This is a genomic window from Planotetraspora kaengkrachanensis (genome assembly GCF_016862895.1).
Classification (GTDB): domain Bacteria; phylum Actinomycetota; class Actinomycetes; order Streptosporangiales; family Streptosporangiaceae; genus Planotetraspora; species Planotetraspora kaengkrachanensis.
Genome location: NZ_BONV01000001.1, coordinates 405420 through 426030, shown reverse-complemented (window position 1 = coordinate 426030; position 20611 = coordinate 405420). Strand labels below are relative to the sequence as shown.

The following is a 20611-nucleotide window of genomic DNA, read 5'->3' as shown; positions in this document are numbered from 1 at the left end:
ATCGGCCGACCTGGGACGTCCTCAGGCGGTCGCAGGCGCGAGCGCGATGTCCTCGGGGCGGATCGGGACACGGGGCAGGTCCAGCCCCGTCGCGGCCCGCACGGCCGCGGCGACCGCGGGCGTCGAGGACAACGTCGGCGGCTCGCCGGCACCGCGCAGGCCGTACGGGGCGTGCGGGTCGGGGTTCTCCAGGATCGACAGCCGCATGGGCGGCATGTCGAGGATGGTCGGGATCAGGTAGTCGGTGAACGAGGGGTTGAGCACCTTGCCATCCCTGACCTGGATCTCCTCCATGAGCGCCAGGCCAAGGCCCTGCGCGGTCCCTCCGTGGATCTGCCCCTCGAGCGCCAGGGGGTTGAGGACCCGCCCGACGTCCTGGACCGCCGCGAGCTCGACGACCTTGACCAGGCCCAGGTCGACGTCCACGTCGACCACGGCCCGGTGGACGCACAGCGCGAGCTGCACGTGCGAGTTCCCCTGCCCGGTGACCGCGTCCATGGGGGACGTGGGGCGGTGGCGGTACTCCCGCGTCTCCTCCACCGGCCCGAACCGCTCCAGGAGCTCCTCAAGGGACGACTCGGGGTGGGCGGCCCGCATCCGGTCGAGGCACTCCCGTACGGCCTCGCAGGCGACCTTGACCGCGCCGCCGGTGACGTAGGACTGGCGGGACGCCGACGAGGAGCCCGCCGAGCCGACCGAGGTGTCGGGGGGAGCGACGGTCACCTTGTCGATGCCGAGCTCGGTGCGGGCGATCTGCGCCTTGACGGTGACCAGCCCCTGGCCCACCTCGGCGGCCGCCGTGTGCACCAGCACGTGCGGCTCACCGCCGAGGAGTTCCACGCGGACCCGGGCCGTCGAGTAGTCGTCGAAGCCCTCGGAGAAGCAGATGTTCTTGATTCCCACGCCGTATCCGACGCCCCGCCGCACGCCCTCGCCGTGCGTGGTCTGGGCGACGCCTCCGGGGAGCGACCGCAGGTCCCCGGCCAGCGCGGGGTCCCCGGGGCCCGGCATGGCCTCGAGCTGTCTCAGCATGCCGGCCAGGGGCGCGGGGGTGTCGATGATCTGGCCGGTGGCGAGCTTCGACCCCTGTGACACGGCGTTGCGCACCCTGATCTCGACGGGGGACAGGCGGCAGGCCTCGGCCAGCCGGTCCATCTGCGACTCGTACGCGTAGCACGCCTGCACGGCGCCGAACCCGCGCATGGCGCCGCAGGGCGGGTTGTTCGTGTACACGCCGTACGCGTCGATCATGACGTTGTCCACCTCGTACGGCCCGACGCCCAGGGACGCGGCGTTGCCGACGACGGCGGGGGACGACGAGCAGTACGCCCCGCCGTCGAGGACGATCTCCGCCTTGACGTACACGAGCCTGCCGTCGGCGGTCGCGCCGTGCTCGTACCGCATCCGTGCGGGATGCCGGTGCACGTGCCCGAAGAACGACTCCTCGCGGCCGTACACGATCTTGACGGGCCGGCCGGTCCTGAGCGCCAGCATCGACGCGTGGATCTGCATCGACAGGTCCTCGCGGGCGCCGAACGCGCCGCCGACCCCGGCGAGCGACAGGCGCACCTTCTCCTTGGGGAGCGCGAGGCAGGGGGCGACCTGGTCCTGGTCGACGTGCAGCCACTGGGTGGCGACGTAGAGGTCCACGCCGCCGTCCTCGTCCGGTACGGCCAGGCCGGACTCGGGGCCAAGGAAGGCCTGGTCCTGCATGCCCACCTCGTACTCGCCCGTCACGACCACCGGCGCGTCGAACGCCGATCCGACCCGGACGGGCTGGTGCCGCACGAGGTTGCCGTGGGGATGGACGGACGGGCAGGAGGGGTCGAAGGCGGCCCTGCGGGCGTCGACGACCGCCTCGCGGACCTCGTAGTCGACGACGACGGCCGCGGCGGCGCGGCGGGCGGTCTCCGGATGGTCGGCCGCCACGATCGCCACGGGCTCGCCCTGGTAGCGGACCTGGTCGATCGCGAGCACGGGCTGGTCCCTGTGGTCCAGGCCGTAGAACTTCTCGCCCGGCACGTCTTCGTGGGTCAGCACCGCGAACACTCCGGGCATGGCCAGCGCGGGCCCCACGTCGACGGAGCGGATCCACGCCGACGGATGGGGGCTGCGGAGCGTCGCACCCCAGAGCATGCCGTCCAGCCAGAGGTCCGAGGAGTACGCGAACTCCCCGGTCACCTTGAGCGTCCCGTCGGGCCGCAGCACGCTCTCGCCGACTCCCGAGCGTGTTCCTGTCCTGATGCCGGTCACATGACGAAGTACATCAACCCAGGTCATCAGGGCCTAGAGCCGGTGACATGAAACGGGAGGGCGGCAGATGCCGGTAATTGTAGGTTTCTCCAAATACGCTGTTTCACATGTTGCTGAGGGATTTGCTCGCCATGCCGGAGCTTCGGCTCAGCCTCCTCACGGGCGAGCCGGGCCTCGACAGGGAGATCTCGGGCGCCCTCGTAACCGACCTGCCCGACCCGGGGCGGTATCTGGACGGCGGCGAGCTGGTGCTCACCGGCCTGATGTGGCGTCAGGACCCCGCGGACTCCCCGGCGTTCGTCGACGTGCTGGTCCGCGCCGGGGTCTCCGCTCTGGGAGCGGGCGACGCGCGCCTCGGTCACATCCCTGACGACCTCGTCACCGCCTGCCGCGACAGAGGGCTTCCCCTGTTCAAGGTGCCCGTCGAGGTGTCCTTCGGCGCGGTGACGGAGCTGGTGGGCCGGAGTCTCGCCACCGCCCAGGCGAGGGACCTGCGCGGGGCGCTCGGCCGGCGCCGCCGCATCGTGGCCGCGGTGGCCGAGGGGGCGGGCCTGGACGAGCTGGTCGCGCTCACCTCGGCGGAGCTCGGCGTCTCTGCCGCCGTGATCTCGGCCGCCGGATCGGTCGTCGCCGGCGACCTCGCCCAGGCCCATGCCGTACGGCTGGCACGCGAATTCCTCGGCGCGGTCCGGCTGCCCACGGTGATCAAGTGGCCTGGGGAGGACGTCTGGACGATCTTCGCGGTGGACCGTTCCCATCGGGCGTCCGGATGGGCCCTGGCCTGCCGGGGCGAGGTCGACGCGGAGACGGGCTTCGAACTGGCCTCGTGCGTCGCGATGGAGCGCACGCGGATGGAGGAGGGGCGCCGGGTCGAACGGCGGCTCGCGGAACAGCTCGTCGCCCTCGCCGGCTCGGGGGAGGCGGACCCGTCCGAGTTGTCGGCGCGCCTGCGCACCTGCGGGATCGACACCGCCGAGCCGTACATCGTGGTGTCGGCGACGGCGGCGAGACGAGGCGCCGCCGACGATCCCGGTCTGTCCGCGCTCGGCGGCAGGGTGCTGGAGGAGTTGCTCGACCGCCGGGTGGTCGCCGCCGCCGGCGCGGACGGGGCGGTTTCCCTCGTTCCGCTCCGCGAGGACACGGCCGGCTCGGTCGCCGCCCGGTTGAAGGAGCGGACGGGACTGCTGGCGGAAGGACTGCCGGACACCATGGTGTCCATCGGGGTGAGCGCGGCGCTCACCGGAGCCACGGCCATCCGCGGCGGAATGGAGGAGGCCGGGCATGCGCGGCGGATCGCCGACGCGCGTGGTGGGGGGGTGGTCACCAGCGATGAGATCTACACTCACGTGCTGCTGCTGGCGACGGTCCCAGGCGATGTCCGCAGGTCGTTCGCCGATCGGCTCCTCGGGCCGCTGTTCGACTACGACCGCGTGCACCAGGCCGAGCTGGTGCGGACGCTGGGGACGTTCCTGGATTGTGCGGGCTCATGGAACAGCTGCGCCGAACGCCTGCACGTCCATGTGAACACTGTTCGTTATCGAATTCGCCGGATCGAGGAGCTGACCGCCAAGGACCTCTCCTCCATGGCCGACCGGGTTGATCTCTTTCTTGCGCTGCGCGCGGGCTGACAGAGATCTCAGACCGGCGGTCGAGTCCGAAATCCACTTGGCCCGGACGCGGATGCGAACGGGCGCGGGTGGGGGGAAGAAATCAGCAGCATCCAGCCGCAAACTCATACGATCGCATAGGAGACGAACTGGCGGTCGTCGTCGTACCATTGCCGATTACGGCCACAGTGGTCGAGATGATTACGGCAAGTACGGATAGTGCAAGGCGGCGGCGCACGGGAGTCTCCGTTCGGTTTGGTTGTGGGGCCCACATTGTCTCAAGAGGTAACCATGGTTGCGCAAGATCTCGTTGGTCAGCGAATCAAGGCGATACGCCGTCAGCGTGGTCTTTCCCAGGCACAGCTAGCACACCCGGAACTTTCGGATAGCTACGTGTCTCTGATCGAGAGCGGCAAGCGGACGCCGACTCCCGCGGTCCTGGAACTGCTCGCGCAGAAGCTCGACTGCTCGCTGACCTATCTCGTCAACGGGGTCACCGCCGAGCAGATGCAGGAGCTCGAGGTCGGCCTGAGCTTCGCCCGCATGGCTCTCGAGAACGGCGAGGTCGAAGAGGCCAGCCGGCGTTTCGCTGAACTGCTCGCCGACAACAGCCTCGCGGGGCTCGTCTCGCTCCGCCAGGACGCCCAGTACGGCTACGCGCTCGCCCTCGAGGCGTGCGGCGAGCTCGCTGAGGCGATCGCGGTGCTGTCCGAGCTCCGGGAGTCCGAGACCGTGCCGGCCGAACGGAAGATCGCCGTGGCGCTCGCGATGTGCCGGTGCCACCGGGAGCGGGGCGACTTCTCCGCCGCGGTCCAGGTCGGTGAGGCGGTGCTCGCCGACGTCGGCTCGGGCGGCTGGACCGACGGCCTGGTCGAGCTCGGCGCCACTCTCCTGCTGGCCTATCTGGTGCGTGGCGACCTGATGCGGGCGGGCCACTTCGCGGCCGAGTTGCTCGTCGCCGCGGAGGGGCTGGGAAGCCCACGGGCGAACGTCGCCTCGTGCTGGAACGCCGCGCTCGTGGCGGAGAAGGCCGGCCGCGGGGAGGAGGCCATGTCCTTGATCGAGCGGGCGCTGGCCATCCATTCCGAGACCGGCGACCAGCGCAACCTGGCCCGGTTGCACCAGGCCTACGCGTTCACGATGCTCCGGGTGCGCCCCAGCGACGTGGAGAAGGCCCGCGATCTGCTGCTGCGCGCCGCGCGGGACTACGAAGAGACCGCCACCAGCATGTCGGACAAGGCCCGTTGCTCCCTGTCCCTCGCCTACGCGGAGCTGACCCTGGACCACCCCGAGGACGCGGCGGAGCACGCGAGCGCCGCTCGGGACCTGATGAACGAGTCCGCCGGAGGCCTGAACCTCGACGCCTACCTGCTGCTCAGCCAGGCCCACCACCTCCTCCACCGGGATGAGGAGTCGGATGCGGAGCTGAGCCAGGTGAGCACCTGGCTGGAGGGGTCTCCGCAGACGAGGAAGCTGGCGGAGAAGTGGATGGCCGTCGCCGAGCTCCGTGACCGCGCGGGTAATCCCGACCTGAGCGTGGCCGCCTACCAGAAGGCGCTCGCCTGCGCGGGTCTGTGATCTCTGTGAGCGGGGGCATCCGCGCCGTGTCGCGGGTGCCCCGGCGCGTTTGCGGGCATTGAGATCGCCCGGCGTCATGGGATCGGGGTGTGGACCGGCACCTCGCGTCGGTAGCCTTGGGGCTGTCATGAAAAGATCCCCGATCGCCGTAATGGCCGCGTTGCTCGCGACCGTGGTGCTGAGTCTGGGCCTGTCGGCTCCCGCTCAGGCGCACACCACGCTGAAGAGCAGCACACCGGAGAAGAACGCCGAGGTCGAGAGCCTCGGCAAGGTGACCCTCGAGTTCTCCGAGTCGGTGCGGTTCCCGACCCTGCTGGTCCGCGGCGCGGGCGGCAAGCGCTACGAGAGCGGCCAGCCCGTCGTCAACGGGGTCAAGGTGAGCATCGGGGTCGACGAGTCGATCCCCGACGGCGCCTACACCATCGCCTGGCGGGTCGTCTCCGAGGACGGTCACCCGCTGACCGGGGAGATCCCCTTCACCGTGGCGGGCAAGCCGTCCCCGCCCGCCACGCAGGAGGCGGGCACCCCGTCGGCGACGCCCACCTCCGCCGCGTCAGACGCGGCGACCGCGTCCGCCACCCCCACCGCGGCCGTCGCCGCGAGCCCGGCAGCGGACGCCCAGAAGGACGAGGACAAGCCGCTGATCCCCGGCTGGATCTGGGTCGTGGTCTTCGGCGCCGGGGGGATCTACCTCGGCATGGTCATCAGCATGCGGAAGAAGAAGTGAACAGGACACTGCGCCTGACCGTCGCCGCCCTCTGCGCGGCGGCGGGAGCCCTCGTCATCGGGATGGTCGCCGGAGGCGCGGCCACCCCCCGCATCATCCCGGGCCTGCCCGACCAGGGCATGCTGACGCGCTGGATGCTCCCCTTCTCGAAGCTGGGGATGGACGTCGCCGGCGTGCTGACCGTGGGCCTGCTGGCCATCGGCGCGGTCCTGCTGCCCAGCGACAAGGGGCTGCTCGGCAAGCCCGCGCAGGGGTATGTGAAGGCCGCCTCGTGGGCCGCGGTCGTCTGGGCCGTCGCCGCGGCCTCCGCGCTGGTCTTCAGCCTGTCGGAGACGCTGGGCGCGCCGGTGGGGGAGATCCTCGGCGGCAACGAGCTGACCAGCTACGCGAGCCAGGTCCCCCAGGGCATCGCGCTGACGCTCGTCGTGCTGTTCGCCGTCGCGATCGCCCTGTTCGCCCGTGGTGCGATCACCTCAGGATCCGCGGCGGGGCTGCTGGTCTTCTCCCTCGCGACGCTGCTGCCGCCCGCGCTGACCGGGCACTCGTCCTCCTCGCCCAACCACGGATTGGCGACCACCTCGGTCGCCTTCCACCTGCTCTTCCTGGCGTTGTGGGTCGGCGGGCTCGGCATGCTCTGCATCCACGCCCTGCGCGGTGAGCGCCAGCTCGACGTCGCCGCCGCCCGCTTCTCCCGGATGGCGTTGTGGTGCTTCGTCGGGGTGGGCATCTCGGGCGTCGCGAGCGTGCTCGCCCGCCTGTCGTCCGTCGACCAGCTCTACACCTCGGCCTACGGGCTCATGCTGCTCGCCAAGACCGCCGCCTTCGTCGTCCTCGGGGTGATCGGCTGGCGCCACCGCGAGCGCACGCTGCCCCGGCTCGCGTCGGGGGAGTCGCGGTCGTTCCTGCGCCTGGCGCTCGGCGAGATCGTGATCATGGCGGCCACCGTCGGGATCGCCGTCGCGCTGTCGCGCACCGCGCCGCCGCCGGCGCCCAACCCGATCGACCGGGTCTTCGAGCTGCTCGGCTACCTGATGCCGCCCCCGGTGTCGCTGGCGAATCTGGCCACGCTGTGGTGGTTCGACCTGTTCTTCGCCGCGATCGCCGCCACGCTCGCCGGCCTGTACGGCGTCGGCGTGGTCCGGCTGCGCAGGCGTGGCGACTCATGGCCGTGGAGCCGCACCGTCCTGTGGTTCGCGGGCGTCGTCATCCTGGTCCTGGCGACGCAGAGCGGGATCGCGCGCTACGCGCCGGTCCTGTTCAGCGTCCACATGACCGAGCACATGATCCTCTCCATGCTGGTGCCGATCTTCCTGGTGCTGGGCGCCCCGGTCACCCTCGCGCTGCGCGCGCTCAAGCCCGCCGCGCGGCGCGGCGACCGCGGGCCCCGCGAGTGGATCATGGTGATCCTGCACAGCAGGGTCATGAAGGTCGTGGCCCACCCGGCCATCGCCACGGCGATCTTCATCTCGTCGACGTACGCGCTGTACTTCACGCCGCTGTTCGCCTCCGCCATGGAGGAGCACATCGGGCACATCGCGATGACGCTGCACTTCCTGGTCAGCGGCTGCCTGTTCTTCTACGTGATCATCGGTGTCGACCCCGGGCCGCACAAGCTGCCCCACGTCGCCCGTCTGGTGCTGCTCCTGGTGACGATGCCGTTCCACGCGTTCTTCGGGGTCGCGCTGATGAGCATGGGCACGGTGCTCGCCTCCGACTGGTACGACCAGCTGGGCCGTACATGGGGGGCGTCGTCGCTGTCCGACCAGGCGACCGGCGGGGGGATCGCCTGGTCCTTCGGCGAGGTGCCGACGCTCATCGTGCTGCTCGCGCTCGCGATCCAGTGGTGGCGCGACGACGACCGCAAGGCCCGCCGTGACGACAGGCGGGCCGACGCGCTCGCCGCGAAGACCGGAGGCACCGGAAACGCCGAGCTGGACGCCTACAACGACTATCTCGCCAAGCTGAACAAGCGGGACGCGGCCGCCGAGTAGGACCGGCGACCGGTCAGGGGAGCGTCAGGATCTCGTTGCCCGACTCCGTGACCACGAGCGTGTGCTCGAACTGGGCGGTCCGCTTGTGGTCCTTGGTCACCGCGGTCCAGCCGTCCGGCCAGATCTCGTACTCGATCGTGCCGAGGGTGAGCATCGGCTCGATCGTGAACGTCATGCCGGGCACCAGGGTGACCGACAGCGACGGGTCGTCGTAGTGGGGGACGATCAGCCCCGAGTGGAACGACGTCGAGATGCCGTGGCCGGTGAAGTCGCGGACCACGCCGTAGCCGAAGCGCCTGGCGTAGGCCTCGATCACGCGGCCCACGATGTTGAGCTGCCGCCCCGGGGCGACCGCCTTGATGGCCCGCATGGTGGCCTCGCGGGTGCGCTCGACCAGCAGGCGCGACTCCTCGTCGACGTCGCCCACGAGGAACGTCGCGTCGGTGTCCCCGTGCACCCCGCCGATGAACGCGGTGATGTCCACGTTGACGATGTCGCCGTCGTGCAGAACGGTGTCGTCCGGGATGCCGTGGCAGATGACCTCGTTGATCGAGGTGCACAGCGACTTGGGGTAGCCCCGGTAGCCGAGGGTGGACGGGTAGGCGTCGTGGTCGCAGAGGAACTCGTGGCCGATCCGGTCCAGTTCGTCGGTGGTCACACCGGGGGCGACGTGCTTGCCGACCTCTTCCAGGGCCTGGGCGGCGATCCGGCCGGCGACGCGCATCTTCTCGATGGTCTCGGGGGTCTGCACATCCGAGCCGCCCTTCCTGGGCTCGGCTCTTCCCACGTACTCCGGGCGCTTGATGTGGGCGGGGACCTTGCGCGTGGGCGAGATTCGCCCGGGCCGGAGCAGCGTCGTCATGCCGCCAAGTCTAGTTGCGCTTCGACGGGGCACCATTAGCCCGTGAGCGATCAATGGTGGTTCTGTCTCAAGCACATGCGCGTCGAAGGGGAGAAGGGGTGCCCCAACAAGGACCGGCTCGGCCCCTACGAGTCCGAGGAGGCCGCTGAGCACGCCCTCCAGACCGCGTCCGAGCGGAACGAGGCCTGGAGGAAGCAGGACAAGGAGTGGGAGGAAGACTGACCGCCCGGGCCGACCGTGGTCAGGGAGCAGGCTCCAGCAGCGGGCGCCCCTGCTCCGCGGCCGGCTCGGGTTCGGGGGATCCCTTCCTGCGCGCCACGGCCCGGGCGGCGACGAGCCTGCCGAGGGTCACCACGCCGATGCCGCTCCAGACCATGTTGAGGATGGCGGACGGCCACGCCGAGTGGAAGCCGCTGTTGATCATCAAGGTGGCGGCGCCGCCGAAGTTCAGGGCCTGGTACGGCAGGCCGTCGCCGGACATCTTCCCTGCCGACACCATCGCGTAGCCGTACAACAGGGCGACGGCGCCGACGGTGCCGATGATGGTGATGAACGTGGACATATGTTGCTACTCGCTATCAGTTATGTGGTTAATGCATCAATGATCCCGTTTGCTAGGAATGAAGTTCAAGTGAAGAAATCTTAAGTTGGGCGTAAGCTCTGCTGTATGGAAATCGACCCCCGGCGTCTGCGGATCCTGCATGAGGTGTCCCGCAGAGGCGGGGTCATGCGGGCGGCCGAGGCGCTCCACCTCACGCCTTCCGCGGTGTCCCAGCAGCTCGCGCAGCTCGAGCGGGAGGTCGGTCTCGCGCTCGTCGACCGGTCGCAGCGCCGGGCCACCCTGACGCCGGCCGGCCGGGTGCTCGCGGCCTACGCCGAGCGGATCGAGGAGCAACTGGTCGAGGCCAGGCAGGAGCTCAACCGTTTCACCGAACGGCTGTCCGGTCCCGTCACGATCGCCGCCTTCCCCACGGTGATCCGTCACCTGCTCGTCTCCGCCCTGCGCACGCTGTCCGTACGGCATCCGCGCATCACCCCGGTCATCCACGAGCTGTTCGGCCCGGTCGCCGTGCAGGAGCTCCGCCTGGGCGGCGTCGACCTCGTCGTCACCGAGCGGGACATGAGCCAGCCCGCCGCGTCCCTGCCCTCGATGTCCCGGCACCGGCTGTACGACGACGAGTACCGCATCGTCGCTCCGCCCGGCTGGGACTCCATCCCGGAGAGCGTCGACGAGCTCGCCGGTCTGCCGTGGGTCGCGGGCGTCGCCGACCAGGCCTGCGGGCAGGCGCTGGAGCGGCTGGCGCAGCTCCACGGGTTCGAACCCCGGCGAGTCCATGTCATCGCCGAGTTCCCCCCGACCCTCGGGCTCGTGTCGGCTGGTCACGGAGTGGCGATCGTGCCGTCCCTCGCCCTGCTCGACGTGCCTCCCGGCGAGGTGGTGGTCACCGAGATCCACGGCGTGGGCTCACGCCGGATCGAGGCGCTCACCCGCGTGAGCCGTACGACGTCGGGGGAGCCCGACCCGGTCCAGGGTGCGGTCATCGAGGTCCTGCGCGAGGCCGCCGACGAGGTGGCGCAGCGCGTCGGGGAGCTCAGCCGCCGCCGGGAGCCGCGCGCCCGCTAGGGAGACGACGGGGGCGCCGGCCCGTCGGCCGTGCGGTCAGTCGCTCAGCCGCGGGCCGGTGACCCGCTCGGCGAACCGGGCGAGCCGTTCCCGGAACCCGGGGCGCCGGACGTCGCCGGCCGCCGCGCTCACCAGATGTTGCGCCGCGTCGAAGCTCACGAGCGCGTCATCGGGCCGTACGGCTATCGCGTCGTGTGCCAGCGACTCGAGCTCGGGGTCGCCACCGTCGACGGCGAGGATCGTCACCCCGGTGCGCCTGGCGTCGTCGACTCGCTCGAGCAACCCGTCGGGCGCGCGCTGCTCCGCGACGACGAACAGGGTCTCGCCCCTGCCGGCCTCGCGGAGCCGGTCCATCCCCACCCGCAGATGGGCGGGCGCGTTCTCCGGAGGGGCCCAGCGCAGAAGGGTGGGGGCCAGCTGGGCGAGGCCGGACGACTGCGCCTCGTCGGCCAGGTGAGCGGTCACGTGCCACGGCTCGTCATCGGGGGTGCCGACGACGAGCAGGCCGCCGGGGGAGCGGGTGGTCCTGAGTGCCATGCCGAGCTGCCGGGTCTGCTCGAGCCACCCCGTCGAGGCGAGCATCTCGCGGAGCAGGCTCACCGACGCGGAGTCCATCCCGCAATGGTGCCTGACACCCGCCGGTGAAGTCCCGCGATTCAGGTCCTTGACAGTCCGTTACCCGCGGGTAACGATCTGCCCACGGCGCCGTTCTTGGAAATTGATCCAATAGGTGAAGGGCGGCTCAATGAACCTGCGTGTTCGCGCCACCATGTCCATGATCGGGGCACTTCTCCTGCTGCCCGTGCTGGGCGGGACCGCTCAGTCGACCGCGGCCGGCGAACTCGTCGAGGCGAGTCCCACGACGGTCTACCTCGCGCCGGGGAGGCTCCTCGAGGTGCCGGTCAAGGCGTGGCACCTCCGCTATCGGTCGACGTCGGCGACGGGCACGGCGAACGTGGTGTCGGGCACGCTGCTCGTCCCCAGGACGCCCTATCTGTTCGGCCGGCGGCCCATCGCCGGGTACGCCGTGGGCACCCACGGCCTCGGCGACCGGTGCGCGCCCTCGAACGCGATGTCCCAGGGCACCGAGGCCGAACTGGCGATCATGAGCCTGATGCTGCTCAAGGGCTGGGCTGTCGCCGTGACGGACTACGAGGGCCTCGGCACGCCGGGCGAGCACACGTACATGGCCGGCGTCTCGCAGGGCCACGCCGTACTCGACTCGATCAGGGCGGCCACGCGCGTGGGCGAGGCGAAGTTGTCCGCTGAGGCGCCCGTCGTCGTGATGGGCTACTCGCAGGGTGGCTCGTCGGCCGCCTGGGCGGCGCAACTCCAGCCGTCGTACGCGCCCGAACTCCGGCTCAAGGGGGTCGCGGCCGGCGGCGTGCCCGCCGACCTGCAGGCGGTCGCCGACAACGTCGACGGGACCTCCGACTTCGGCCTCGCGGCCGCGGCGGGACTGGGCCTCGACGCCGCCTACCCCGAGTTGTCGCTGGCGAGCCACCTGACCCCCGAAGGCGCGGCGCTGTTCGCCGGCGCGCGCGACGACTGCGTCGCCGAGCTGCGGTCCGCGCTGTCCGGGCGGCGCCTGAGCGAACTCACCACGACCGACGTGATGCACCTGCCGGAGTGGCAGGCCCGCCTGCGGGAGAACCGTCTCGGCGGGACGACCCCGCGCGTGCCGATGTACCTCTATCACGCGAAGGGCGACGAGATCATCCCCTACGGCGTGGGCGCGACGCTCAGGAAGCAGTACTGCGCCGGGGGCGCCAAGGTGCTCTGGACCGGTCTGCCCGCGGGCAGCCACGTCCTCGGCGCGGTCGAGGGCGGCCCGCTCGCCGTCGGGTGGCTGGCCGGCCGCGTCATCGGGCTGCCCGCCGTGGGCAACTGCTGAGTTCCGGGTGGGCCGCGTCCGGCGCCCCGCGCACGCGGACGGCGCCGGACGCGGACCCGGCGGCTCGAAGGGGAGCCGCGGGCTGGCATGATCTGTCCCATGGCTGAGCGCACCGATTCTCCGCAGGTCCTTCCCGATGTGTCCGCACTGTCCATCGGCATCCTGGGCGGCACGGGAGACCAGGGCAGAGGACTGGCCCGCCGGTTCGCCCTCGCCGGGCACACGGTGCTGATCGGCTCCCGCAGCGCCCAGCGCGCGCAGGAGGCCGCAGAGGGCGTGGGCGCGCGCGGCGCGGAGAACGCGGTGGTCGCGGCGGAGGCCGACATCGTGATCGTCGCGGTTCCGTGGGAGGGCCACAGGCAGTTGCTCGAGTCGCTCAGGGAGCCCCTCGACGGCAAGATCGTCGTGGACTGCGTGAACCCGCTCGGCTTCGACAAGCAGGGCGCCCACGCCCTGCCCGTGGAGGAGGGCAGCGCCGCCCAGCAGGCCGCCGCCGTCCTCACCGGAAGCCGGGTCGTCGCCGCGTTCCACCACGTGTCCGCTGTGCTGCTGCTCGACCCCTCGGTGGAGGAGGTCGACCTCGACGTGCTGGTGCTCGGCGACGACCGTGAGGCGACCGACATCGTGCAGGCGCTCGCCTCCCGCATCACCGGAGCGCGGGGCGTCTACGCGGGCCGGCTGCGCAACGCCGGGCAGGTCGAGGCGATGACGGCCAACCTGATCTCGATCAATCGCCGCTACAAGGTTCACGCGGGCCTGCGGGTCACGGACGTGTAGCCAGCGCGACCCCTGACGGGTCCATCATCGGGCGGAGGCGACCAGCCAGTCCGCCACCTCGCCAGGAGCGCACACCTGGTGCAGGTGCTCACCCGGGATCCGGCCGACGGGCCAGCCGCGCTCCGCCGCCTCGGCCGCGATCGCGGCGTACGCGTCGCCGAACCACAGATACGCGCCCGCGACGCTGTCCCAGTGCGGGGGAACGGGGATCTCCTCCAGGTAGTAGCCGAGCGGCAGCCGGGGCTGCTCGGTCACGACGACCCGGCGCGTGGCCTCGTCGGGGAACATCGCGGCCACGTCCTCCTCGCCCCACCAGTCGGTCCAGCGTGGCAGGACGCCCGAATCGTCCGTCATCGACCGCAGGAACGGCAGGAACTCAGGCTCGGCCGCGGTGACCGTCCCCTGCCGCGGGGGCAGGGCCGCGTCGACGAACAGGCACGAGGTGACCCGCTCGCGCAACGCCTGCGCGATGAGCGGGACGAACAGGCCGGCGTTGCTGTGGGCCACGACCGTGACCGGGCCCTCCGGCGGCGCGGAGGCGGCCGCCTGGTCCACCACGCGCGGCCAGTACGGCGCCGGCCCCGCGGTCACATCGACGAGGGAGGGCACCACGGCCCTGTGGCCCCGCGCCCGCAGCACCTCGGCCACGGGCGTCCACGTGGAGGGGCCGACGGAGGGGCTGTGGACGAGCAGGAAGGTGATGTCCATCACCACATCCTCGTCACCGTCTCCGGCAGGCGGCGTCGCGTGCGCTGCGGGCGTAATCCTCGTCATCCTCGTCCCAGAGCCGTGATCAGCACGCGGCCCGTGGTCCGGCCCCCGCTCTGGGAGGCGAAAGGCACGTGGCTCGGGCGCCTCAACGTGGCCGATTCCGCCGGATTGGATCTGACAATTTCCACCCGCCTGGGTCATTCTGGTCGCTATGAGCTCTCTTCACCCGGAAACGCGAGTGGTCCACCTTCCCCAGCCTGAGCTGAACGGCAGCAGGCCGATCGCGGTGCCGATCTACCAGACCTCCGGGTTCGTCTTCGACGACCCTGCCGTCTTCGCCGACGGGATGGGCCGCCCCGACGGCGCCTTCGTCTACGGGCGGCTGTCGAACCCGACCGTCCGCTCGCTCGAGGAGGCCGTCGCCGGGCTCGAGGGCGGCGCGGGCGCGGTGGCGACCGGTTCCGGGATGGGCGCCATCAACACGGTCCTGCTGGGACTGCTCCGGTCGGGCGACCACGTGATCGCCCAGACGGCGTTGTACGGCGGCACCGCCACCGTCTTCAAGGACCTGGAGACGAGGTACGGCATCGCGGTCACCTACGTGCCCGAAGCCGACCCCGCCGCCGTGCGCGCCGCGGTGCGGCCCGAGACAAAGCTGCTCTATCTGGAGACGATCGCCAACCCGATGACACAGGTCGCCGACCTTCCGGGGATGAGCGAGGCCGCGCGCGAGGCCGGACTGGTCACCGTCGTGGACAACACCTTCGCCTCGCCCGTGTTGTGCCGCCCGATCGAGCACGGCGCCGACGTGGTCGTGCACTCCACCACCAAGTTCCTGTCCGGGCACACCGACGTGCTGGGCGGGATCGCCGTCGCGGCCACCGACGAGCTCTACCGCAAGATCTGGACGCACTCGCTCGAACTGGGCGCGACCGCCGACCCGTTCGCCGCGTGGCTGACGCTGCGCGGCATACAGACGCTGCCGCTGCGGATGGACCGCCACTGCTCCAACACCCGGCTGCTCGCGACCCGGCTGGCCGAGCATCCCGCCGTCGCCGCCGTGCACTGGCCGGGGCTGCCTTCGCATCCCTCCTACGAAGTGGCGGCCAAGCTGCTGCCCGAGTTCGGCGGCGTCTTCTCCTTCGACCTGAAGGGCGGCCGCCCCGCCGGAGAGGCCTTCATGAAGGCCGTGCGGCTGGCGCTGCTCGCGCCGTCGCTCGGCGGCGTGGAGACGCTCATCCTGCACCCGGCGACCACCTCTCACCGCGGCCTCGACGCCGCGGGGCTGGCCGCCGCCGGCATCGGCGAGGGCACGGTCCGGGTGGCCGTCGGCATCGAGCACCCCGAGGATCTGTGGGCCGACTTCGACCAGGCTCTCGCCGGCCTTCCGCGGTGACCTGAGCGCGGGACCTGAGCGCGGGACCTGAGCGCGGGACCTGAGCGCGGGACCTGAGCACGGGACCTGAGCACGGGACCTGAGCACGGGACCTGAGCACGGAGATGCTTCACTGGCCCGGCCGGAAGCGGCATTCCGTCGGCGGTCGCGGGACCGCCGTACTCCGCTCTTGGATCGCGAAGTGAGGAGACACCCATGACCGTCGTGCGGCAGGACGTGGACAGGGCCGCGGGGCGGATCGCCCCGCACGTCCGCAGGACGCCCCTTCTCCAGGCGGAGTCCCACCTCGTCCTGAAGCTCGAGAGCACACAGCACTCGGGCTCCTTCAAGGCGCGCGGCGCGTTCAACCGCATCCTGGCGGCGGGGGAGACGGCCGCGCTGCCCGCCGCCGGCGTCATCGCGGCGTCCGGAGGCAACCACGGCCTGGCCGTGGCGTACGCCGCCCGCGCCCTGGGCGTGCGGGCGGAGATCTTCGTGCCGGAGGTCAGCGCCCCGGTGAAGGTCGAGGGCCTGCGCCTGCTGGGCGCCCACGTCACCCAGGTGGGGGCGATCTACTCCGAGGCCTACGAGGCCTCCCGGAAGCGCGCGGCCGAGACCGGCGCGCTGGAGATCCACGCCTACGACCAGCCTGACGTGGCGGCCGGTGCGGGCACGGTAGCCGCCGAGTTGCTCGAGCAGGCCGAGTTCGACACCGTCCTCGTGGCGGTCGGCGGGGGAGGCCTGGTCGCGGGGGTCGTGGCGGCCGTGGACGGCCGGGCCGGGGTCGTCGCGGTCGAGCCCGAACGCATCCCCACTCTGCACGCCGCCCTGGAGGCGGGCGGACCGGTCCGCGTGGACGTGAGCGGTGTGGCCGCCGACGCCCTCGGCGCGAGCCGGATCGGGCAGGTGGCCTTCGACACCGTGGCCGCACGGGTCTCCAGCGTCCTGGTGTCCGACGACGCCATCGTCGAGGCCCGGCGCGCGCTGTGGCGGGAGTTCAGGGTGGCGGCCGAATACGCCGGCGCGGCGGCGCTCGCCGCGCTGAGGTCCGGCGCGTACGTGCCGGCGGCGGGCGAGAGGGTCGCGGTCATCGTGTGCGGGGCCAACACCGATCCGGCGACGCTGGCCGGCTGACCGCGCCCCGGGCAGGGGTGCCCGGAGCGCGGAAGCGGGCCGTGGAGTCCCCCGCCGCCCGAGATGTGGCGGGGGAGCGGACGTCAGCGGTAGCTGTGCTCCGGCGCGGGGAACACGCCGGCGGCCACCTCGTCGGCGAAGCCGCGCACCGCGCGCTCCATCTCGCCGGCCAGGTCGAAGTACTTCTTGACGAACTTGGCGGGGTGAGCCGTGAGGCCCATGAGGTCCTGCCAGACGAGGACCTGGGCGTCGGTGCCTGGGCCTGCCCCGATGCCGATGGTGGGGATGCTCAGCGAGGCGGTCACCCGCTCGGCGAGGTCGCTCGGCACGCACTCCAGCACGACAGAGAAGGCGCCCGCGTGCTCCAGCGCCTTGGCGTCGGCCATCAACTCGTCCCCGGCCTGGCCGCGTCCCTGGACGCGGTAGCCGCCGAGCACGTTGACCGACTGCGGGGTCAGGCCGAGATGTGCCATGACCGGGATCCCGGCCGACACGAGCATCTCCACCTGGGGGAGGACCCGGTGCCCGCCCTCGAGCTTCACGGCGTGCGCGCCCGACTCCTTCATGAAGCGGGCGGCCGTCTCCAGGGCCTGCTGCGGCGAGGCCTGGTAGGAGCCGAACGGGAGGTCGGCGACCACCATCGCCCGTGACGACCCGCGGACCACGGCGGCGGTGAGCGGGAGAAGGTCATCGACCGTGACCGGCAGCGTCGAGTCGTAGCCGTACACGACCATGGCGGCCGAGTCGCCGACGAGCAGCACGGGGATGCCCGCGTCGTCGAAGACCCTGGCGGTCATGGCGTCGTACGCGGTGACCATCGGCCACCGCTCGTGCCGCTCCTTGGCCGCCGCGATGTCGCGGACGGTGACTCTGCGGCCGGACGACCCGCCGTAGAGCATGCCGGCCGAGCCGGACGCGGACGGGTTGTCAGGTACAGCGGAAACAGAGGACATGGCTACCTCCAAGGCCTCGTGGCGCCCCTATGGCGTCCCCGGACAGTCAGATCATCGCATGTCGCCACTGGCTGGAACACCCCCGGTCGTACCGGTAATCCCGTGCCTGTCCGGGCCCCGGGGGACCTCGCCGGGAGCCCGATGGCAGACCGGTTGTCCGGTCCCGGATCCGGTGTCGGAATTGTCAGAGAAGCAGTGCACAATTCCATGCGGAGGTAATCAACCAAGATGGCGATTGAACCTTACCGGCGGGTGCTGGCACTGCCGGGCGTGCGTGCGTTGATGCTGGTGGGCCTGGTGGCCAGGATCCCGCTGACCGGCACGGGAATCACGCTGACGCTGCACGTGGTCAACAGCCTGCACCTCGGTTACCTCGAGGCCGGGCTCGTCGGAGCGGCGAGCATGATCGGCTCCGCGGTCGGCTCCCCTCTCGCCGGGCGCATCGTCGACAGGCGCGGGCTGCGGCCGGTCATCGCCGTCACCACGATCATCCAGCTGTGCTTCTGGTGCGTCGCGCCGTCGCTGCCCTACCACGCGCTGCTCGTGGGGGCGGCCGTCGCGGGGGTGTTCAGCCAGCCGGTCTTCGGCGCGATCAGGCAGTGCGTCGCGGCCATGGTCCCGGCGGAGGACCACAGGACCGGGTTCGCCCTGGACTCCATGGCCGTCGAGCTGTCCTTCATGGTGGGACCCGCACTCGCGGCCGCCGCCGTGACGGCCTTCTCCAGCACCGCCACGATGTACGCGGTGGGGGTCGGGCTGGTCGGCTCAGGCGTCGCCCTGTTCCTGCTCGACCCGCCGACGCGGTCGCCCGACGAGGCGGACCGGGAGACGAAGGGGTCGGTGCCGTACCGGCAATGGGTCGGGCCCGGCCTGATCACGCTGCTGGTGATGGTCTCGGCGTTGACGTTCGTCCTCACCGCGACCGAGCTGTCGCTGGTCGCGACCATGCAGGAAAGCGGCGCCACGTCGTGGACCGGGCTGGTCATCGCCCTGTGGTGCGGCTACTCACTGGTCGGCGGCTTCGTCTACGGAGGGCTGTCGCGGGGCCTTTCACCGCTGGGCCTGATCGGCGGCCTGTGCGCGCTGACCGCGCCTCTCGGACTCGTCGGCGGCGGATGGTGGTGGCTGTGCCTCGCGCTCATCCCGGCCGGGTTCCTGTGCGCGCCCGCCCTGTCCGCCAGCGTCGACGCGGTCAACCGGCGGGTGCCGGCCACCGCCCGCGGTGAGGCGATGGGCCTCCACGGCACCGCGCTGACCGTGGGCGTCGCCTGCGCGGGGCCGATCGCGGGCGCCATCGTCGACGCCCACGGACCGGGCTGGGCCTTCGCCGCCGCCGGCACGGCCGGTGTCGTCCTGGTCCTCGCCGCTCTGCCGTTCTGGCGTGATTCCGGCCACACCGCCACGGAGCCGATGCCCGCCTGATCAGGGATTCCCCGCAGGGAGCCGGTCCCGGCGGCTCGTAATATGAAACGACACCGTTGCGTATCGAAATAAACAACGCTACGCTGCCGTTGCGAAACTCTAGCGTATCGAAAATCTCAATGGGGGATCAGTGGACGCATACGCGGGACACCCGCGTCGCTGGCAGATCCTCGGCGTGATGGTCTTCAGCCTTCTGGCCGTGGTTCTGGACAACACCATTCTGAACGTGGCGATCAAGACGATCGCCGACCCGATCCAGGGCCTGGGCGCGACCCAGAGCCAGCTGGAATGGGCGATGAACTCCTACACCCTGGTCTTCGCCGGCCTGCTGTTCACCTTCGGCGTGCTCGGCGACCGGTTCGGCCGCAAGAAGATGCTGCTGGTCGGCATGGTGCTGTTCGGCCTGGCATCGCTCGCCAGCGCGTACGCGCAGGACCCGACGCAGCTGATCGGCGCGCGGGCGCTCATGGGTCTCGGCGGCGCGGCCATCATGCCGGCGACCCTGGCGATCATCTCGAACGTCTTCCCCATCCATGAGCGCGGCAAGGCGATCGGCATCTGGGCGGGCGGCGTCGGCATCGCGGTCGCGATCGGCCCGATCACCGGCGGCATCCTGCTCGCGCACTTCTGGTGGGGCTCGGTCTTCCTGGTCAACGTCCCGATCGTGCTGATCGCCCTGGTGCTCAACACCCTGATCGTCCCCGACTCCAAGGACCCGAACAGGGTCGGCCTCGACCCCGTCGGCGTCCTGCTGTCGATCGTGGGCCTGATCGCCCTCGTCTACGGAATCGTCAGGATCAGCGACCTCGGCACCGTCGCCGACGTCTCGGTCATCGTGCCGACCCTGGTGGGCGTCGCGATCCTCGCCGGCTTCGTCTGGTACGAGCGCAAGATCACCCACCCCGCGTTCGACGTGCGGAACTTCCGCAACGCGGGCTTCTCCACCGCGATCGCCAGCGTGGGCCTGGTCTTCTTCGCCGCCATGGGCGTGATGTTCTTCCTCGCCTTCTACTGGCAGATCGTCCGCGGCTACACTCCGCTGCAGTCCGGCGCGCTGGTGCTCCCGTTCGCGGCGGCACAGCTGATCTTCGCTCCGCAGAGCTCGAAGATGGTGCAGAAGTACGGCTCCAAGGCGGTCGGGACCGTGGCGATGCTCGTCATCGCCGCCGCGCTCGCCTGCTACGCGCTGGTGGACGTGGACACTCCCGTCTGGCTCATCCTCATCCTCGGCTTCGTCCAGGGCGCCGCGATGGCCAACATCCTTCCCCCGGCGACCACCGCCATCATGAACTCCCTGCCCCGGGAGAAGGCCGGCGTCGGCTCCTCGATGAGCAACGTCGTGCGGCAGGTCGGTGGCACGCTCGGCATCGCCGTCCTCGGCGCCGCCCTGTCGGCCAGCTACCGCGGCGACATGGAGGACAAGGTCTCGGCCCTGCCCGAGCAGCTCCGCGGGCCGGTCAGCGAGTCGATCTCGGGTGCGGCGGGCGTCGCCGAGCACCTCGGCGCGCAGGGGGCGAGCCTCATGAAGGCCGCCGACGCCGCCTTCGTCACCGGCATGCACTGGGCGGCTCTCGGGTCCGCGGCGGTGGCGCTGGTGGGGGTGATCGTTGTAGGACTGTGGATGCCCGGCCGTTCCGCGGAGGCCGCTCCGGTTTCGGCGGGTGAGCCGGAGAAGAAGGAAGCGGCGGTAGCGTGATCGGGCG

General features: G+C 71.2%; 18 protein-coding genes. 12 read left to right on the top strand and 6 right to left on the bottom strand.

The genetic code is table 11. From position 1 onward, the window contains the following. Window positions 1-21: 21 nt before the first annotated feature. Entirely contained in the window at window positions 22-2280 is a 2259-nt protein-coding gene (locus tag Pka01_RS01945; RefSeq protein WP_203880749.1) for a molybdopterin cofactor-binding domain-containing protein, read from the bottom strand. A gap of 80 nt (window positions 2281-2360) precedes the next feature. Here Pka01_RS01945 and Pka01_RS01940 point away from each other — a divergent pair, with 80 nt between their 5' ends. From Pka01_RS01940 to Pka01_RS01925, 4 genes are all read left to right on the top strand, one after another. Next, entirely contained in the window at window positions 2361-3881 is a 1521-nt protein-coding gene (locus tag Pka01_RS01940; protein ID WP_203880748.1) for a PucR family transcriptional regulator, read from the top strand. A gap of 270 nt (window positions 3882-4151) precedes the next feature. Continuing rightward, window positions 4152-5438, top strand: coding sequence for a helix-turn-helix domain-containing protein (locus tag Pka01_RS01935; protein WP_203880747.1), 1287 nt, complete (start codon window positions 4152-4154; stop codon window positions 5436-5438). A 127-nt stretch (window positions 5439-5565) separates the two neighbouring features. After that, window positions 5566-6165: a copper resistance CopC family protein gene (locus Pka01_RS01930; protein ID WP_203880746.1), complete on the top strand. Its 600-nt coding sequence runs from the start codon at window positions 5566-5568 to the stop codon at window positions 6163-6165. Further along, a complete protein-coding gene (locus Pka01_RS01925; RefSeq protein WP_239114642.1) occupies window positions 6162-8156 on the top strand; it encodes a bifunctional copper resistance protein CopD/cytochrome c oxidase assembly protein in 1995 nt (664 codons plus the stop codon). The genes Pka01_RS01930 and Pka01_RS01925 overlap by 4 nt, the downstream gene beginning before the upstream one ends. A 13-nt stretch (window positions 8157-8169) precedes the next feature. Here the strand turns inward: Pka01_RS01925 and map are convergent, their stop codons facing one another. Then, a complete protein-coding gene (gene map / locus Pka01_RS01920) occupies window positions 8170-9018 on the bottom strand; it encodes a type I methionyl aminopeptidase (protein WP_203880745.1) in 849 nt (282 codons plus the stop codon). Between the two features lie 42 nt (window positions 9019-9060). On the opposite strand from map, the gene Pka01_RS01915 reads away from it, so the two are divergent. Next, the gene (locus Pka01_RS01915; protein WP_203880967.1) at window positions 9061-9240 is read left to right on the top strand and encodes a hypothetical protein; all 180 of its coding nucleotides are present in this window, start codon (window positions 9061-9063) and stop codon (window positions 9238-9240) included. A gap of 19 nt (window positions 9241-9259) precedes the next feature. On the opposite strand, the gene Pka01_RS01910 is transcribed toward Pka01_RS01915, so the two are convergent. Then, window positions 9260-9580: a CBU_0592 family membrane protein gene (locus Pka01_RS01910; RefSeq protein WP_203880744.1), complete on the bottom strand. Its 321-nt coding sequence runs from the start codon at window positions 9578-9580 to the stop codon at window positions 9260-9262. Window positions 9581-9685: 105 nt separating this feature from the next. Here Pka01_RS01910 and Pka01_RS01905 point away from each other — a divergent pair, with 105 nt between their 5' ends. Then, a complete protein-coding gene (locus tag Pka01_RS01905) occupies window positions 9686-10642 on the top strand; it encodes a LysR family transcriptional regulator (protein WP_203880743.1) in 957 nt (318 codons plus the stop codon). A gap of 36 nt (window positions 10643-10678) precedes the next feature. Here Pka01_RS01905 and Pka01_RS01900 read toward each other — a convergent pair whose 3' ends face one another. Next, window positions 10679-11257 carry a hypothetical protein gene (locus Pka01_RS01900; protein ID WP_203880742.1) on the bottom strand — a complete coding sequence of 193 codons (579 nt, stop codon included), beginning with the start codon at window positions 11255-11257 and terminating at the stop codon, window positions 10679-10681. Between the two features lie 130 nt (window positions 11258-11387). Between Pka01_RS01900 and Pka01_RS01895 the strand changes: the two genes are divergently transcribed. Beyond that, the gene (locus tag Pka01_RS01895; RefSeq protein ID WP_203880741.1) at window positions 11388-12536 is read left to right on the top strand and encodes a lipase family protein; all 1149 of its coding nucleotides are present in this window, start codon (window positions 11388-11390) and stop codon (window positions 12534-12536) included. A gap of 99 nt (window positions 12537-12635) precedes the next feature. After that, window positions 12636-13313 (top strand): NADPH-dependent F420 reductase, encoded by a 678-nt coding sequence (gene npdG, locus Pka01_RS01890; RefSeq protein ID WP_203880740.1) that lies wholly within the window; start codon window positions 12636-12638, stop codon window positions 13311-13313. 24 nt (window positions 13314-13337) lie between these two features. Here npdG and Pka01_RS01885 read toward each other — a convergent pair whose 3' ends face one another. After that, on the bottom strand, window positions 13338-14021 hold the full coding sequence (locus Pka01_RS01885) for an alpha/beta hydrolase (protein WP_203880739.1): 684 nt from the start codon (window positions 14019-14021) through the stop codon (window positions 13338-13340). Between the two features lie 214 nt (window positions 14022-14235). Between Pka01_RS01885 and Pka01_RS01880 the strand changes: the two genes are divergently transcribed. After that, on the top strand, window positions 14236-15420 hold the full coding sequence (locus Pka01_RS01880) for a trans-sulfuration enzyme family protein (RefSeq protein WP_203880738.1): 1185 nt from the start codon (window positions 14236-14238) through the stop codon (window positions 15418-15420). A 195-nt stretch (window positions 15421-15615) separates the two neighbouring features. Continuing rightward, window positions 15616-16533, top strand: coding sequence for a serine/threonine dehydratase (locus tag Pka01_RS01875; RefSeq protein ID WP_203880737.1), 918 nt, complete (start codon window positions 15616-15618; stop codon window positions 16531-16533). An 83-nt stretch (window positions 16534-16616) separates the two neighbouring features. Here Pka01_RS01875 and panB read toward each other — a convergent pair whose 3' ends face one another. Next, window positions 16617-17486: a 3-methyl-2-oxobutanoate hydroxymethyltransferase gene (gene panB / locus Pka01_RS01870; protein ID WP_203880736.1), complete on the bottom strand. Its 870-nt coding sequence runs from the start codon at window positions 17484-17486 to the stop codon at window positions 16617-16619. Between the two features lie 228 nt (window positions 17487-17714). Here panB and Pka01_RS01865 point away from each other — a divergent pair, with 228 nt between their 5' ends. Further along, window positions 17715-18908, top strand: coding sequence for an MFS transporter (locus tag Pka01_RS01865; RefSeq protein ID WP_203880735.1), 1194 nt, complete (start codon window positions 17715-17717; stop codon window positions 18906-18908). Window positions 18909-19038: 130 nt separating this feature from the next. Continuing rightward, window positions 19039-20604, top strand: coding sequence for an MFS transporter (locus Pka01_RS01860; protein WP_203880734.1), 1566 nt, complete (start codon window positions 19039-19041; stop codon window positions 20602-20604). The last annotated feature ends 7 nt before the right edge of the window (window positions 20605-20611 follow it).

What these genes read in the sequence shown, in the direction of transcription:
- Pka01_RS01945 (WP_203880749.1), bottom strand. Translation starts at nt 2,280, where the DNA reads ATGACCTGGGTTGATGTACTTCGTCATGTGACCGGCATCAGGACAGGA.
- Pka01_RS01940 (WP_203880748.1), top strand. Translation starts at nt 2,361, where the DNA reads ATGTTGCTGAGGGATTTGCTCGCCATGCCGGAGCTTCGGCTCAGCCTC.
- Pka01_RS01935 (WP_203880747.1), top strand. Translation starts at nt 4,152, where the DNA reads ATGGTTGCGCAAGATCTCGTTGGTCAGCGAATCAAGGCGATACGCCGT.
- Pka01_RS01930 (WP_203880746.1), top strand. Translation starts at nt 5,566, where the DNA reads ATGAAAAGATCCCCGATCGCCGTAATGGCCGCGTTGCTCGCGACCGTG.
- map (WP_203880745.1), bottom strand. Translation starts at nt 9,018, where the DNA reads ATGACGACGCTGCTCCGGCCCGGGCGAATCTCGCCCACGCGCAAGGTC.
- Pka01_RS01910 (WP_203880744.1), bottom strand. Translation starts at nt 9,580, where the DNA reads ATGTCCACGTTCATCACCATCATCGGCACCGTCGGCGCCGTCGCCCTG.
- Pka01_RS01905 (WP_203880743.1), top strand. Translation starts at nt 9,686, where the DNA reads ATGGAAATCGACCCCCGGCGTCTGCGGATCCTGCATGAGGTGTCCCGC.
- Pka01_RS01900 (WP_203880742.1), bottom strand. Translation starts at nt 11,257, where the DNA reads ATGGACTCCGCGTCGGTGAGCCTGCTCCGCGAGATGCTCGCCTCGACG.
- Pka01_RS01895 (WP_203880741.1), top strand. Translation starts at nt 11,388, where the DNA reads ATGAACCTGCGTGTTCGCGCCACCATGTCCATGATCGGGGCACTTCTC.
- npdG (WP_203880740.1), top strand. Translation starts at nt 12,636, where the DNA reads ATGGCTGAGCGCACCGATTCTCCGCAGGTCCTTCCCGATGTGTCCGCA.
- Pka01_RS01885 (WP_203880739.1), bottom strand. Translation starts at nt 14,021, where the DNA reads ATGGACATCACCTTCCTGCTCGTCCACAGCCCCTCCGTCGGCCCCTCC.
- Pka01_RS01880 (WP_203880738.1), top strand. Translation starts at nt 14,236, where the DNA reads ATGAGCTCTCTTCACCCGGAAACGCGAGTGGTCCACCTTCCCCAGCCT.
- Pka01_RS01875 (WP_203880737.1), top strand. Translation starts at nt 15,616, where the DNA reads ATGACCGTCGTGCGGCAGGACGTGGACAGGGCCGCGGGGCGGATCGCC.
- panB (WP_203880736.1), bottom strand. Translation starts at nt 17,486, where the DNA reads ATGTCCTCTGTTTCCGCTGTACCTGACAACCCGTCCGCGTCCGGCTCG.
- Pka01_RS01865 (WP_203880735.1), top strand. Translation starts at nt 17,715, where the DNA reads ATGGCGATTGAACCTTACCGGCGGGTGCTGGCACTGCCGGGCGTGCGT.